13 protein-coding genes are annotated in these 14,090 nt (G+C 71.5%); 4 read left to right on the forward strand and 9 right to left on the reverse strand.

Annotated features, from left to right (window positions below):
* Positions 1 to 3 precede the first annotated feature (3 nt).
* Positions 4 to 471, reverse strand: coding sequence for an SRPBCC family protein (locus tag OG709_RS08670; RefSeq protein WP_250303658.1), 468 nt, complete (start codon positions 469 to 471; stop codon positions 4 to 6).
* 96 nt (positions 472 to 567) lie between these two features.
* Positions 568 to 1,329: a metallophosphoesterase family protein gene (locus OG709_RS08675; protein ID WP_250303657.1), complete on the reverse strand. Its 762-nt coding sequence runs from the start codon at positions 1,327 to 1,329 to the stop codon at positions 568 to 570.
* A 228-nt stretch (positions 1,330 to 1,557) separates the two neighbouring features.
* Between OG709_RS08675 and OG709_RS08680 the strand changes: the two genes are divergently transcribed.
* A complete protein-coding gene (locus OG709_RS08680) occupies positions 1,558 to 3,354 on the forward strand; it encodes an AMP-dependent synthetase/ligase (protein ID WP_250303656.1) in 1,797 nt (598 codons plus the stop codon).
* A 42-nt stretch (positions 3,355 to 3,396) separates the two neighbouring features.
* Here OG709_RS08680 and OG709_RS08685 read toward each other — a convergent pair whose 3' ends face one another.
* Positions 3,397 to 4,539, reverse strand: coding sequence for a glycosyltransferase family 4 protein (locus OG709_RS08685; RefSeq protein ID WP_266643533.1), 1,143 nt, complete (start codon positions 4,537 to 4,539; stop codon positions 3,397 to 3,399).
* A 116-nt stretch (positions 4,540 to 4,655) separates the two neighbouring features.
* On the opposite strand from OG709_RS08685, the gene OG709_RS08690 reads away from it, so the two are divergent.
* On the forward strand, positions 4,656 to 5,915 hold the full coding sequence (locus tag OG709_RS08690; RefSeq protein WP_266643531.1) for a glycosyltransferase 87 family protein: 1,260 nt from the start codon (positions 4,656 to 4,658) through the stop codon (positions 5,913 to 5,915).
* On the opposite strand, the gene OG709_RS08695 is transcribed toward OG709_RS08690, so the two are convergent.
* The 5 genes from OG709_RS08695 to OG709_RS08715 form a co-directional block, all read right to left on the reverse strand.
* Complete coding sequence (locus OG709_RS08695) at positions 5,896 to 7,119, reverse strand: hypothetical protein (protein WP_326695046.1); 1,224 nt, start codon at positions 7,117 to 7,119, stop codon at positions 5,896 to 5,898. The two genes, OG709_RS08690 and OG709_RS08695, sit on opposite strands and share 20 nt — an antisense overlap.
* Positions 7,120 to 7,152: 33 nt before the next feature.
* Positions 7,153 to 8,181 carry a C40 family peptidase gene (locus OG709_RS08700; RefSeq protein WP_250303652.1) on the reverse strand — a complete coding sequence of 343 codons (1,029 nt, stop codon included), beginning with the start codon at positions 8,179 to 8,181 and terminating at the stop codon, positions 7,153 to 7,155.
* A gap of 237 nt (positions 8,182 to 8,418) precedes the next feature.
* Entirely contained in the window at positions 8,419 to 9,447 is a 1,029-nt protein-coding gene (locus tag OG709_RS08705) for a C40 family peptidase (RefSeq protein ID WP_266643527.1), read from the reverse strand.
* A gap of 272 nt (positions 9,448 to 9,719) precedes the next feature.
* Positions 9,720 to 11,084, reverse strand: coding sequence for an NYN domain-containing protein (locus OG709_RS08710; RefSeq protein ID WP_374211349.1), 1,365 nt, complete (start codon positions 11,082 to 11,084; stop codon positions 9,720 to 9,722).
* Positions 11,085 to 11,119: 35 nt separating this feature from the next.
* Positions 11,120 to 11,362, reverse strand: coding sequence for a hypothetical protein (locus tag OG709_RS08715; protein ID WP_250304621.1), 243 nt, complete (start codon positions 11,360 to 11,362; stop codon positions 11,120 to 11,122).
* Between the two features lie 171 nt (positions 11,363 to 11,533).
* Between OG709_RS08715 and OG709_RS08720 the strand changes: the two genes are divergently transcribed.
* Complete coding sequence (locus OG709_RS08720; protein ID WP_250304619.1) at positions 11,534 to 12,247, forward strand: rhomboid family intramembrane serine protease; 714 nt, start codon at positions 11,534 to 11,536, stop codon at positions 12,245 to 12,247.
* Positions 12,244 to 12,525, forward strand: coding sequence for an Lrp/AsnC family transcriptional regulator (locus tag OG709_RS08725; protein WP_250304618.1), 282 nt, complete (start codon positions 12,244 to 12,246; stop codon positions 12,523 to 12,525). Before OG709_RS08720 ends, OG709_RS08725 begins: the two co-directional genes overlap by 4 nt.
* Positions 12,526 to 12,636: 111 nt before the next feature.
* On the opposite strand, the gene OG709_RS08730 is transcribed toward OG709_RS08725, so the two are convergent.
* Positions 12,637 to 14,013 carry an aminotransferase class V-fold PLP-dependent enzyme gene (locus OG709_RS08730; RefSeq protein WP_250304615.1) on the reverse strand — a complete coding sequence of 459 codons (1,377 nt, stop codon included), beginning with the start codon at positions 14,011 to 14,013 and terminating at the stop codon, positions 12,637 to 12,639.
* Positions 14,014 to 14,090: the final 77 nt, after the last annotated feature.

Consider the following 14,090-nt stretch of genomic DNA (forward strand, 5'->3'; position numbering starts at 1 on the left):
GCGTCAGTCCTCGGACCGCTCGGTACCGGACGGAGCGGCGCCGGACTCGACACGCTTCTTCAGACCGGCCAGGGCGCGGTCGATGATGACCTTCTCGGCCTTGCGCTTGATCATCCCGAGCATCGGGATCTTGACGTCGACGGTCAGCCGGTAGGTGACCTCGGTGCCGCCGGTGACCGGGGCGAGGGAGTACGAACCGTCGAGCGCCCGGAGCATCTGGGACTTGACCAGCGTCCAGCTGACCTCGTCGGCGCCGGTCCAGGTGTACGCGAGGGTGTGGTCGTCCTTGATCGCTCCGGCGTCCAGCACCAGCCGGACCTGCTCGGCGCGGCCCTCGGCGTCGGTCGAGAGCACCTGGGCCTCCTTCACCTCGCCGGTCCACTCCGGGTAGCGGGCGAAGTCGGCGATCACGCCCATGACGTCGGCCGGTGCGGCCTCGATCGTGATGCTTGAGCTGGTGTGTTCAGCCATCGCCGTGGCTCCTCCAGTGCGGAATCCGGTGGTGCATGCGCTGTGAAGGCTATCGCGTACGCACTGGTACATCCGACCGTCGGCGCCTCGGGGCCGCTACCACTCCAGGACCCAGGGGCGGGAGGTCGAGGCGAAGTGGCCGACGTTCACACACTCGGTCCCGCCGATCCGCACCCGGCGGGCCAGCGGCTGGTGCACGTGCCCGAAGAGGGCGTACTTCGGGCGGATGCGCAGGATCGCGGCGAGCAGGGCGCGGCTGCCGCGTTCGAAGCGGCGGGCCACCGTGTCGTACACCAGCTCGGGGACCTCGGGCGGGATGTGCGTGCAGAGCACGTCGACGTCGCCGAGTGCCTCGATCTTGGCCGCGTACTCCTCGTCGCTGACCTCGTACGGGGTACGCATCGGGCTGCGGAGGCCGCCGCCGACGAAGCCGAAGACCCGGCCGCCGAGCTCGACGCGCTGGCCGTCGAGGACGGTGGTGCCGGGGTGTGCGTACTCGGGCCAGAGCGGCGGGATGTCCACGTTGCCGTAGGTGGCGTACGTCGGGGTGGGGAAGGCCGCGAACAGCTCGGTGTACTGCCTGCGCACCGCCCCCTCGATCGCGGCGTCGCGGTCCACCCCGGTCCAGAGCCTGCGCCCGAGCTCCCGGGCCTCGTCGAAGCGGCGGGCGGTGCGCAGTTCCACGATGCGGTCGGCGTTCTCGACACCGAAGAGTTCGGGGAAGATGCCGCGCGAATGATCGGCGTAGTCGAGGAAGAGCACCAGGTCGCCCAGGCAGATCAGGGCGTCGGCTCCGTCACCCGCCCTCGCGAGACCCTCGCTGTTGCCATGTACGTCGCTGACCACATGCACGCGCATGGAGATCACCCTAGGTCTCCGCGCACATGCTGGATAGAGGGGGCCGGACCCGCTGATACCACCGGCTCCGGACATGCGTGGACTAGTCTGCGCGAAGCACCGCCGTGTCGTGTGACGCATGGAACATCTGGCCGGGCCCCTCTATCGGGAACGTCCTACCCATGGGTAACGTCCGGGCGGTCAGGTCCAGTCGTGGCGACAGCGATGTCGACCAGAGGAGCAGCAGTCTTGCGTGAGTTCAGCCTTCCGGCCCTGTACGAGGTCCCTTCGGACGGCAATCTGACGGATCTCATCCGCCGCAACGCCGCTCAGCATCCCGATGTGGCAGTCATGGGCCGCAAGGTGGCCGGTGTCTGGACCGACGTCACCGCCACCCGGTTCCTCACCGAGGTCCACGACGCCGCCAAAGGCCTGATCGCCGCGGGTGTGCAGCCCGGCGACCGGGTCGCGCTGATGTCGCGCACCCGCTACGAGTGGGTGCAGCTGGACTTCGCGATCTGGAGCGCGGGCGCGGTCACCGTGCCGGTGTACGAGACGAGCTCGGCCGAGCAGGTGCAGTGGATCCTCGGCGACTCGGGCGCGGTCGCGGTGATCGTGGAGAGCGACGCGCACGCCGAAGCCGTCGAGACCGTACGCCACTCGCTGCCCGCTCTGGCGCACGTCTGGCAGATCGAGAAGGGCGCCGTCGACGCCCTGCGCAGCGGTGGCGCCGGGGTCACCGACGCCACCGTCGAGGAGCGCACCTCCCTGGCCAGGGCCGACGATCCGGCCACCATCGTCTACACCTCGGGCACCACGGGCCGCCCGAAGGGCTGCGTGCTGACCCACCGCAGCTTCTTCGCCGAGTGCGGCAACATCGTCGAGCGCCTGAAGCCGCTGTTCCGTACGGGCGAGTGCTCCGTCCTGCTCTTCCTGCCCGCCGCGCACGTCTTCGGCCGGCTGGTCGAGGTGGCCTCGGTGATGGCGCCGATCAAGATCGGCTGCGTACCCGACATCAAGCACCTCACCGATGAACTGGCCTCCTTCCGGCCGACGTTGATCCTCGGGGTGCCGCGGGTCTTCGAGAAGGTCTACAACTCGGCGCGTGCCGCGGCGCAGGCCGACGGGAAGGGCCGGATCTTCGACAAGGCCGCCGACGCCGCCATCGCGTACAGCCGCGCGCTCGGCACCCGGAAGGGCCCCTCCCCCGCGCTGCGGATCAAGCACAAGATCTTCGACAAGCTGGTGTACAGCAAGCTGCGGGCGGTGCTCGGCGGGCGCGGCGAGTACGCGATCTCCGGCGGCGCGCCGCTGGGCGAGCGACTCGGCCACTTCTACCGGGGCATCGGCTTCACCGTGCTGGAGGGCTACGGCCTCACCGAGTCCTGTGCGGCGACCGCCTTCAATCCGTGGGACCGCCAGAAGATCGGTACGGTCGGCCAGCCGCTGCCGGGCTCGGTCGTACGGATCGCGGACGACGGCGAGGTGCTGCTGCACGGCGAGCACCTGTTCAGCGGCTACTGGAACAACGAGTCGGCGACCTCCGAGGCGCTGGCCGACGGCTGGTTCCACACCGGTGACATCGGCACGCTCGACGAGGACGGCTACCTCGCGATCACCGGCCGCAAGAAGGAAATCATCGTCACCGCGGGCGGCAAGAACGTCGCCCCGGCGGTGATCGAGGACCGCATCCGCTCGCACGCCCTGGTGGCGGAGTGCATGGTGGTCGGCGACGGGCGGCCGTTCGTCGGCGCGCTGGTCACGCTGGACGACGAGTTCCTGGCGCGCTGGGCCGTGGAGAACGGCAAGCCGGCGGGCTCCACCGCGCTGTCCCTGCGGGACGACGCGGAGCTGCTCGCGGAGATCCAGCGGGCGGTGGACGACGGCAACGCGGCGGTCTCCAAGGCCGAGTCGGTACGCAAGTTCCGCGTGCTGCCTGCCCAGTTCACCGAGGAGGCGGGGCACATCACGCCCTCGCTGAAGCTGAAGCGCAATGTGGTGGCGAAGGACTTCGCCGACGAGATCGAAGCGATCTACCGCGGCTGAGGACGGACGGTGCGGGTGGCCGGCAGGCCGGCCCGCACCGGGTCAGAGCAGCGTCCTGAGCTTCTCGGCGAGCAGGTCCCAGCGCCACTTCTCCTCGACCCAGGACCGCCCGCGGGCCCCCATCCGGCGCCGCAGCTCCGGATCCTGGAGCAGCGTGACGATCCGGTCGGCGGAGTCCTCCGCGGAGCCGCCCCGCACCACCCAGCCGGTCTCGCCGTCGAGCACCGCGTCGGGCGCGCCGCCCGAGTCCCCCGCCACGACGGGCAGTCCGGTCGCCGAGGCCTCCAGGTAGACGATGCCGAGCCCCTCGACGTCGAGCCCGCCCCGGCGGGTGCGGCAGGGCATCGCGAAGACGTCACCGGCGCCGTAGTGCGCGGGCAGCTCCGCCCAGGGGACGGCGCCGGTGAACCGCACCGAGTCCGCGACGCCGGTCCCGGCCGCGAGCTTGCGCAGGTCGTCGGCGTACGGTCCACCTCCGACGATCAGCAGCACCGCGTCCGGTACCCGCCGCAGGATCCGGGGCATCGCCCGGATCAGGGTGTCCTGGCCCTTGCGCGGCACCAGCCGGGAGACGCACACGACCACCGGCCGGTCCGTGAGCCCGAGCCGCGCGCGCACCGCGTCGCCGCCCGAACCGGGGTGGAAGGTCTTCTCGTCGACGCCCGGCGGCAGTTGCACCATGCGTCCCGCGGCGGCGGGGGTCAGCGCGGCGGCGATGCGTGAGCGGGTGTACTCGCCGAGGTAGGTGAGGGTGTCGGTGCCTTCGCCGATCCGGCGCAGCAGTTGCCGCGCCGCGGGCAGCTGGGCCCAGCCCGCCTCGTGGCCGTGCGTGGTGGCGACCAGCCGCTCGGCGCCCGCCCTGCGCAGTGCGGGCGCCATCAGACCGAGCGGGGCTGCGGCGCCGAACCACACGGACGTACAGCCGTGTTCACGGAGCAGCCCGCTCGCCCGCGCGGTGACCCGCGGGGTGGGGAGCAGCATCGTCGTCCGGTCGCGTACGACCGTGAAGGGCTGCTCGGCGTCGAAGGCCGCGGTCGCCCCGGCGCCCTCGCTGCCGCGCTTCCAGGTGGAGGCGTAGACGACGAGCTGTTCGGGGTCCAGCCGCAGCGCCATGTTGTGCAGGAACGCCTGGATCCCGCCGGGGCGGGGCGGGAAGTCGTTGGTCACGATCAAGGTCTTGTGCATCGCCGCCGACAGTACCCAACGGCCCCGCCTCGTCGCTCGGGCGCAGCCACGACGGCATCATGGCCCGGACATCTCACACATCACGGCATAGGCCGTCATTCCGGACGGGGCGGTTCATGAGGGGCGTACGCGGCGGCACCGGACTCGCTCTCCTGGTCTGGGCGCTCACCAGGACCCTGCTGCTGCTCTGCGTCCTCGGCGTGCTGACCGTGCCCGGCGTGGACGTCACCGCCGATGTCTCGGTGACGTACCACGGCTGGTACGAGGTGCTGAGGACCGGCACCTTCCCGCTCTCCGACGTCACCTGGCAGTACCCGCCCGGCACGGCCCTCGCGATCCTGGCGCCCGCGGTGCTGCCGTTCCTCGGCTACGCGTCGGCCTTCTTCGTCCTGGCCCTCCTCGCCGACGCGGTGGTCCTCGGCCTCCTGAGCTACGCGGCGCGGCGGCCGGGCAAGCGGTCCGCCGGGGTCTGGGTGTGGGTCGTGGGCGTACCGCTGCTGGGGCCGACCTCGTACGCCCGGTACGACGTGATGGTGACCGCCGTGGCGGTCGCCGCGCTGCTGGCAGGGGCCCGCCGGCCGCGCACGCTGGGCGCACTGGCCGCGCTGGGCGCGCTGCTGAAGGTCTGGCCCGCGCTGCTGCTCGCGGGGACGCCCCGCGGCCGTGTCACCCGGGTGTCCTGGATCTCGTTCGCGGCCACGGCAGCGGCCCTGCTGCTGCTCTTCGGCGTCACGATGCCGGGCGCGTTCGCCTTCCTCACCTTCCAGCGCGACCGGGGCACCGAGGTCGAGTCGCTGGGCGGTCTGGTCTTCCAGGTCGCCCGGCACCACGGCTGGCAGGGGCAGGTGGCCCTGCACTACGGGTCGGTGGAGTTCATCGGCCCGTACGTCCCGGTGGTGAGCGCCGTCGCGCTGGGCCTGTCGGTGGTGGCCTTCGGCTGGCTGCTGCTGTGGCGGCTGCGGGCCAGGGAGTTCACCGCGAGCACCCCGTGCGACGCGGCGTTCACCGCGGTCCTGCTCTTCACCACGACGAGCCGGGTGATCAGCCCCCAGTACCTGATCTGGCTGGTCGGACTCGCCGCCGTCTGTCTGGTCTTCCGTACGAGCCGGATGGCCGTCCCCGCCTGTCTGGTGCTGGCCGCCACCGCTGTCACGTTCCTGGAGTTCCCGCTGGGTTTCGACCATGTGGTGGCCGGGGATCCGACCGGTCTGGTGCTGATGTTCGTACGCAACGGGCTGCTGGTCGCCGCGTGTCCGGTCGCCGCCCGGCAGCTGTGGCGGCACACGGTCCCGGGGCCCCGGGACCGGGCCCGCCAGGGCGACCCGGGCCGGGACGACCACGGGGCGGGCGCCCCGCTCAGCCCAGTTGTGCCTTGAGATACTCCCGCCACCGCGCGGTGAAGTCCGCCAGGTCCGTGCCGAGCACCGTGTTCAGGGCCGCCTCCACCGCGCCGTCACGCCGCTCGTGCGCGCCGACGGCGCGGTAGAAGTCCGTCAGCTTCTGTTCGCCCCAGTGCCCGGCGATCATCCGGCAGGCGAGCCAGCCGCCCTCGTACGCCCGCGCGAGCCGGTCCGCGTCGTCGCTGAAGCCGAAGTCCGCGTCGGTGGGCAGCGCGGCGGGCAGTTCACCGCTGCGGACGGCCCGTTGGAGCTCGGGGGCCGCTTCCCGCGGGGTGGTGTCCGTGCCCCGGTAGGCGGCCCAATCCGCGAACCCTTCGGAGAGCCAGAGCGGGGTCGCCGCCGAGGTCTGGGCACGGGTGGCGACATGCGTGGTCTCGTGGGTGAGGACCACCTGCTTTCCCCGCTCGCTCAGGGTCGCGTACGCCTCGGGATTGACGATCACCCGGTCCGCCGGTGCGGCGCTCGAACCGCCCGCCTCCCCCGTGGTGACGGCCGCGATGCCCTGGTAGGTGGCGGCGGGCGAGCCGAGCAGGGCGCCCATCGCGTCCAGCGAGGACGGGACCAGCACCACGACCCGGTCGGCCCAGGTGCCGTGCCAGGCCGACTCGACGGCCGGGACGGCACGGTCCGCGACGGCCGCCACCTGCCGCAGCAGCTGCGGGCGTTGGCCGACCCCGAGCACCAGGCTGTGCTTGCCCTCGGCGGTCTCCACCCGGCCCTGCTGCCAGAGCTGCTGGCCGGTGCCCCGGTCCGGGCTGTCCCCGTCGATGTACCAGCGGCCGTCCCGCTCGACCAGGGCCAGCGTGCGTCCGGCGGCCACCGGCGCGCTGTCGTAGCCCTCGATCCGGTAACGCAGCTCGACCCGGGCCGTGGCCGTGGAGCCCTGGCGCCGTACGTCCTCCAGGCTGTACTGCCAGGAGCGCAGCGGCACCGCGGCCAGATTGCGGAACTCCGCGCGCTGGGCCGTCAGCAGCCCCTTCGCCCGGGGGTCGACCACCGCCAGATATCCGCTCTCGTCACGGTGCACGACGGCGGCGGCCCGGCGGTCCAGCGTCTGCCGGATGTCGCGGTCCGTGGTGTCGGGCGCGGCGGGCGCGCCGCACGCCGAGACGAGCAGCAGCACGGCGAGGCCACCGCCCACCGTGTGTGTGCGCCGTGTCCCGCACCGCCGACCTGCCATGCCGCCGATCGTACGGGGCACGGTCCGGGCAGCTCAGACGCGTGTCACCGAGGAGACGGGCATCATGCCGACCGGGTCGTACCGCACGGTGGCCCCCGGATGCGGCGCGTGCACGACCTGGCCGTTGCCCACGTACATCGCGACATGGCTGGCGTCGCTGCGGTACACCACGAGGTCACCGGGCCGGGCCTGGGAGAGCGGGATCCGCTGTCCCGCGTACCGCTGCTCCTGCGAGGTGCGGGGCAGCGCGACACCCGCGTGCGCGTACGCCCACTGCATCAGACCCGAACAGTCGAATCCTGACGGGCCGTTGGCGCCCCAGACGTACGGTCTGCCGACGGCGCTGCGGGCCGCGAGCACGGCGGCGGCGGCCCGTCCCGACGTCGGCAGGACGCCGAGCGCGGGCATCTCGTCCCGGTCGTCCGAGCGGGAGACCTCGTCGTACCGGGCGCGCTGTGCGGACGGCAGCGCCTCCAGCAGGCTGCGGGCCCGCGCCAGCTTGTCCTCGACCGTCCGTTTGTGGCGGGCGACTTCGGTCCGGCTCTGCCGGAGCTCGGCGAGTTTGTGGTCGGCGTCGGCACGCTGCTGCACGAGCCTGCGCCGGGCCTGCTGGAACCGGTGCAGCTGTCCCGCCCGGTAGTCGCCGATCTGCTCCAGGGCCACGGCCTTGTCGAGGTACGAGTCGGGGTCGGAGGAGAGCAGCAGCGCGAGCGTGGGATCGATGGCCCCGGCACGGTACTGGGCCCCGGCGAGCGCGCCGAGTGCCCCGCGCATCTGGTTGATGTGCTCCTGGCTGCGGGCGACGCCGTCCTGCGCGTCGGTGACTTCCCGGCGGAGCCGGCCGGCCCGTTCGTCGGCCTGGTCGTACAGCTGGGTGGCCCGCTCGGCCTGCGCGTACAGACCGTCGACCTTGGCCCGTGCGGTCACGGCGGTGTCCCGGGGCTCCGCGCCGGCCGGTGCGGCACCGAGACCGGCCGCGGCCGTCGCCAGCGCGGCGGACAGCACAGTGGCCCGGGTGCTCCGGGCGAGGCCGGACTGGGTGACACGGCGATGGGACACCACAGGAGCCGCACTCCTTCCGCTGCGTGCGGTCCCTGCCGCCCCGATGGGCGGACCGGTTGCCGGGAACCGCACCCGGACAGTAGCCGTGCGACCACGCAGTGGCCAAAGACCCGCGGCACGCGCAAAACGACGCCCCGCCGGAGACCACAAGGTCACCGACGGGGCGGGCAGTCAGCGAGCGGCACCGGAATTCGCCCGATTGGGCGGTGTCGGGGACGCCGGGCGGAGCGGTTCGCGTCAGCCGATGCGGACGCCGAACTGGAAGGGCATGTTGCCGATCGCCTCGTACCGGACGTTGGCACCGGTGCGCGGTGCGTGCAGCACCATGCCGTTGCCCGCGTACAGGCCGATGTGGTGCAGGTCGCCGTAGAAGAGCACCAGGTCGCCGGGCTTGAGCGCGCTCTGCGAGTAGATCCGCTGACCGGCGTTGGCCTGGGTCTGCGAGGTGCGCGGGAGGGAGACGTTGGCCTGCCCGTACGCCCACTGCGTCAGCCCCGAGCAGTCCCACGAGGCCATACCGGTGGCACTGTACTGATAGGGCTTGCCTATCTGGGTCTTGGCGGCGTTGAGCGCGACGCCGCCACGGGCGGACGCCGGGACGTCGTTGCCCAGGTCGGCGCGGGAGCTGGCCCGGTTGGCACGGGTGTTGTCCGCGGTGATCGCGTCCCGCTCGGCGGCGGTGAGGCTCTGCAGCAGCTTCCGGGACTCGGCCAGCTTGCCCTGGACCGCCTGCTTGTTCTCCGCGAGCTTCTTACGCGTCGACGCGAGGTCCTTCAGCTTGTCCTGCGCCTCGGAACGCTGCTGGGCGAGAGTCCGCTGCTTGGCCTGGATCTTCTTGAGCGCGTCGGCCTGCTGCGTGCTCAACTGGTCCTGAGCCGTGGCCCTGTCGAGGAAGTTGTCCGGGTCGGACGAGAGGAACAGCTGCACGGACGGGTCGATACCACCCGAACGGTACTGCGCACTCGCCATCGAACCGAGCTGCCCACGGAGCTTGTTGAGCTCCTGCTGACCACGCGCGACCGTGTCCTGGAGATCGCCGACCTGCTTCTTCAGCTTGTCCTGCTGCTCCTGGGCCCCGTTCAGCTTCTCGGTGGCCTTCTCCGTGTCCTCGGAGAGCTTGTCGACCTGGGCCTTGACCTCGCTCTTGGTCGGCTTCGGGTCGGCGTGCGCGGCCTGGGAGGTCAGGGCCACGGCTGCGGCAGCGGTCGCGGTGAGCACGGTCACACGAGTGCGACTCGCAGGCTTGGGTCGACGGTGGGACGCCACGGAGGCGAGCTCCTTCTTCCTCAGCCGCCGAGCACGCAGGTCAACTCACGTGCTCCTCGGCGGTTCCTCCGCTGCCACCCCGAATGAGTGATCAACCGCGCGAAGGTTCGATGGCCGACCATAGTGACCCTCTTGTGATCAGTTCAAATCCCGATGCCGAAAATCTCGGTCATCGACTGCATTCTTTACATACACCGCACGCACAGTAGCGGTCACTTGACGGTGCGCAGACCATCAGGCACCCCGAAGTGGGGCATGCCGCACAGGAGTTACTAGACGCGCGAAAGCCGCTTCAGCAACATGACGGACGCCACGGGCCTGGCGCCCGCCCTGGCCACCCCGTCGGCCACCTCACGGTCGGTCGAAACGACCACCACGGGGCGGCCCGAAGGCTCCGCCCGGACCAGCTGGCGGATCACCTCGTCGGCGGTCACTCCCGGCTTGCTGAACAGCACCCGCACCCCGCGCGGCGGCGCGAGCAGCACCGGCGCCGCCAGCTCCGCCCCGTCGAAGACACAGGTCATCTCGGCGCCCGTCTGCGCGGCGAGCATGGACAGACCGCCGAGGAGGCGCAGCCGCTGCTTCTCCAGCGGCAGCTGCGGGTAGCCGGTCTTGGTGACGTTGTAGCCGTCCACCACCAGGTGCGCCTGCGGCAGCGAGAGCAGTTGGTCGAGCAGGGCCGGGTCGGTGTCCGAGAGCGCCCTGGCCGCGATGTCCTTGGGCGAGAGCCTGCCCGGCTCCACCGCGTCGACGGAGTCGGCGGGGCGCAACGTGGACGGCGGCAGGGCCAGTTCGCGCCGCAGCCCCTGGGCCGCGTCCAGCACCGTGTCGAGGAGCAGCCGGAGCCGCATGTCCTCGACGGAGCGCCCTTCGCGTACGGCACGACGGCCGGCCTCCACGGAGGCCTCCGCCTCACCGAGCCGCGCCTTCAGCCGCCGCGACTCGCTCTCCGCCGCGGCGACCCTGGCCGCCGCCTCGGACTTGATGGTGTCGATCTCGGAACCGGTGCGGCGCAGCGCCGCCTCACCCCGCTTCACATCGCTCTGGGCGCTGCGCAGTTTGCGCTGAAGCGATTCGGCATCCTTGCGGGCCGCGTCCAGTTCCGCGCGCAGCCGCTCGTTCTCGGTCCGGGTCTGCGCCCTCGCCTCGGCGAGCTCCTCGCGCAGCTGCTCCAGCTCGCGCTGAGCCGCCTCGTCCGCCCGCTCGGCGTCGGCGCGCTGCGCCTCCTCGCCTGCCGCGGCGACCAGCTTCACCCAGCCCGCGGGGCGCAGCACGTACGCCGCGGCGGCCACATCGACAGGATCGGCCGCGGCCGGCGGCGAGCCCGCTTCGAGTGCATCGGCGAGCTCCGGCTGGGACGCCTTGAGCCGCTCGCCGATGCGCTGCCGGAACAGCGGGTCGCCCTCCAGGGCCGCCGCCATCGCGTTGCCCGCGAACTTGGCACGCCGGGTGGGGGTGAACCGGGCGTACTGCCGCAGCTGCGACGGAAGTTCGACGACGGTCAGCTCTCCGAAGGCGTCGGAAACGAGTGCGACGACCCGGCGCCGCACCCCTTCCGGCAACGGGCGGTCGAGCGCCTCGGCCACGTCACCGGCCGCGTCGGCCGGCTCCGCACCGCCCGCAGGCTCCTCCACCATCCGTCACCCCACTGTTCACTCTTCAGCGGGCTCCCTCAGGAGCCGCCACCCGGCCTGTCCACCAGCTCGATCTGGTCCACCGCGTTGCACCAGCGGCACCGCACCGACTCGATGGTCTCACTGACCACCTCGCGTTCCTCGACCTTGGGCTCACCGGCCAGGTCCAGATGCATGTACTCGACAACCTTCGACGAGCGGGTCACATCGAAACGGGTGAGATTGCCGCAGAGTGTGCAGCGCCACCGGGTATCGGCGGTCGGCATGGGAACCGTCGTCATACGTGCCGTCCTCTTCGTTCGTCGTGCGTCGGTCGCGGTGCGCCATCGAACTGCGGATGTACTCCCCGTAACCCTACGGCCTCGCGGGTACCCAGGGGGGAGGCCTGTGGACGGTACGGAGTCCGGCGAGGCGGTCTGCCCGATTCGGTCCCGTTAAGCCATGCTCTGTGCATGCTCAAGCAGTGGGACGCGCCCAAGGGTCCGGTGGTGACGTACGGCCTGATCGGCGTCTGCTGCGTCGTCTTCCTCATCAGCCCCGTCTCCGGGTTCGACCCGACGTACGGCACCGGCGACAACCTGCTCGCCGCCCAGAGCGCCTACTTCGAACGCTGGGGCGTCGTCCCCACCGAACTGATGAGCGGCACACCGGGAGCGCTGCTCACACCGTTCACCGCGCTGTTCGTCCACGCGAACTGGCTGCACCTGCTCGGGAACATGCTGTTCCTCTACGTCTTCGGGGCGATGGCCGAGGAACGCATGGGGCGGCTGCACTTCGCCGTCTTCTACCTCGTGAGCGGCTACCTCGCCCTGTCGGCCTACGCGCTCACCCACTCCGGGTCCGACCAGACCCTGGTGGGCGCATCGGGTGCGATCTCGGCGGTGCTCGGGGCGTTCCTGAGTCTCTTCCCGAAGGCCCGGGTCACCAGCATCTTCCCGTTCCTGCTGTTCCTGCCGCTGCGCTTCCCCGCCTGGATCGTGCTGGTCTTCTGGTTCGTGCTCCAGTGGCTGGCGGCCCGGCAGCAGACCGGCACCGGCCCCGGTGTCGCCTACACGGCACACCTCGCCGGGTTCTCGCTGGGCTTCGCCTACGCCGCGGCGCGGTACTGGCGTACGACTAGAGTGAAACTCCCAGCGACGGCCACCGAGGGAGAAAGCAAGCCGTGATCACCGCGATCGTGCTCATCAAGACCAGCGTGGACCGGATCCCCGAGATCGCCGAATCGCTCGCCGCCCTGGAGAGCGTCAGCGAGGTCTACTCCGTCACCGGTACGTACGATCTGATCGCGCTGGTGCGGGTGGCCCGGCACGACGATCTCGCGGACATCATCCCCGGCCGGATCAGCAAGATCCCCGGTGTCGAGGCCACGGACACGCATGTGGCATTTCGTACGTACTCGCAGCACGACCTGGAAGCGGCCTTCGCCATCGGCCTGGACGCGTAGGACCTCCCGCCCGGACCGGGCCCGCGGGGGTCCGGCCCGGCCCGGAAACGAAGCCCTGGAGCCCGTCCGGCCGGACGGGCTCCAGGGCTTCGCGATGTGCCGGACGGTGTGTCAGACGGCCGGCACGCAGCGGCCGTCCTCGGTGCGGTAGTTCCAGCGGGCGCCGTCCCGGACCAGTTCCTTGACCGCCGTCACGAACCGCTCCACGTGCTCGTCGGGCGTGCCCGCGCCGAAGCTCACCCGGACGGCGTTGAGGGAGGTTTCGCCCGGCTCGCTCTCCGGCGCACCGCACTCGCCCTGGTCCTGCGGGTCGCTGCCGAGCAGGGTCCGTACGAGCGGGTGGGCGCAGAAGAGACCGTCGCGCACCCCGATGCCGTACTCGGCCGACAGCGCCGCCGCGAAGTGCGAGCTGTTCCAGCCCTCCACCACGAACGAGATGACCCCGACGCGCGGCGCCTCGTCGCCGAAGAGCGAGAGCACCTTCACCGCCGGCACCTCGGCGAGCCCCGCGCGGACCCTGGAGACCAGCGACTGCTCACGTGCCACCAGCGAGTCGAAGCCCGCCTCGGTGAGCGCCTTGCAGGCGGAGGCGATGGAGTAGACACCGATGACGTTCGGCGAGCCTGCCTCGTGGCGGGCCGCGGTGGTGTGCCACTCGACGTCCACCCCGCCGTCACCGCGCCGGGCGACCCTGCGCGAGGCACCGCCACCGGCGAGGTACGGCTCGGCGTCCTGAAGCCAGTCGGAGCGGCCGGCGAGGACCCCGGAGCCGAACGGCGCGTACAGCTTGTGCCCGGAGAAGGCGACCCAGTCGACGTCCAGCTCGGCGATGTCCACGGGGTGGTGCGGCGCGAGCTGCGCGGCGTCCAGCACGATCCGCGCACCGTGCGCATGGGCGGCGGCGGCCAGTTCCCTGACCGGCCACAGCTCGCCCGTGACGTTCGACGCGCCGGTCACGCAGACCAGCGCGGGGCCCTGACCCCCGGGCGACACCGCGGTACGGGCGGCCAGCGCGCGCTCCAGTGTGGCGACGGCCTGCTGCGGGGTGCGGGGGGCGTCGAGGTAGGTCACCGCGGCGTCGCGCCACGGCAGCAGTGAGGCGTGGTGCTCGGTCTCGAAGACGAAGACCTCGCAGTCGGCGGGGACCACCGCGGCCAGCAGATTGAGCGAGTCGGTGGTCGACCGGGTGAAGACGACCTGGTCGCCCTCGCGGCAGCCGAGGAACTCGGCGACGGTGGCCCGGCTGTTCTCGAAGAGGTCGGTGGAGAGCTGCGAGAGGTAGCCGGCACCGCGGTGCACGCTGCCGTAGTACGGGGCGTACGCGGCGACGTCGTCCCAGACGCGCTGCAGGGCCGGGGCGCTCGCCGCGTAGTCGAGCGCGGCGTAGGCCACCTCGCCACCGGTCACGAGCGGCACAAGAACATCTCCGCCCAGAACGGGCAGAGGGGCACAAATGGCAGAGTCGGCGGCAGCGGTGGGGACAGACATGACGAACTCCCGGAAAAGGGCAGGCGAATTCACTGCGCGTGCCACACGCAACAGTGCAGAAAAGGGTGTGCGGAAAG

The organism is Streptomyces sp. NBC_01267 (genome assembly GCF_036241575.1).
GTDB lineage: Bacteria > Actinomycetota > Actinomycetes > Streptomycetales > Streptomycetaceae > Streptomyces.

What these genes read in the sequence shown, in the direction of transcription:
- OG709_RS08720 (WP_250304619.1), top strand. Translation starts at nt 11,534, where the DNA reads ATGCTCAAGCAGTGGGACGCGCCCAAGGGTCCGGTGGTGACGTACGGC.
- OG709_RS08675 (WP_250303657.1), bottom strand. Translation starts at nt 1,329, where the DNA reads ATGCGCGTGCATGTGGTCAGCGACGTACATGGCAACAGCGAGGGTCTC.
- OG709_RS08710 (WP_374211349.1), bottom strand. Translation starts at nt 11,084, where the DNA reads ATGGTGGAGGAGCCTGCGGGCGGTGCGGAGCCGGCCGACGCGGCCGGT.
- OG709_RS08670 (WP_250303658.1), bottom strand. Translation starts at nt 471, where the DNA reads ATGGCTGAACACACCAGCTCAAGCATCACGATCGAGGCCGCACCGGCC.
- OG709_RS08695 (WP_326695046.1), bottom strand. Translation starts at nt 7,119, where the DNA reads ATGGCAGGTCGGCGGTGCGGGACACGGCGCACACACACGGTGGGCGGT.
- OG709_RS08690 (WP_266643531.1), top strand. Translation starts at nt 4,656, where the DNA reads ATGAGGGGCGTACGCGGCGGCACCGGACTCGCTCTCCTGGTCTGGGCG.
- OG709_RS08685 (WP_266643533.1), bottom strand. Translation starts at nt 4,539, where the DNA reads ATGCACAAGACCTTGATCGTGACCAACGACTTCCCGCCCCGCCCCGGC.
- OG709_RS08715 (WP_250304621.1), bottom strand. Translation starts at nt 11,362, where the DNA reads ATGACGACGGTTCCCATGCCGACCGCCGATACCCGGTGGCGCTGCACA.
- OG709_RS08730 (WP_250304615.1), bottom strand. Translation starts at nt 14,013, where the DNA reads ATGTCTGTCCCCACCGCTGCCGCCGACTCTGCCATTTGTGCCCCTCTG.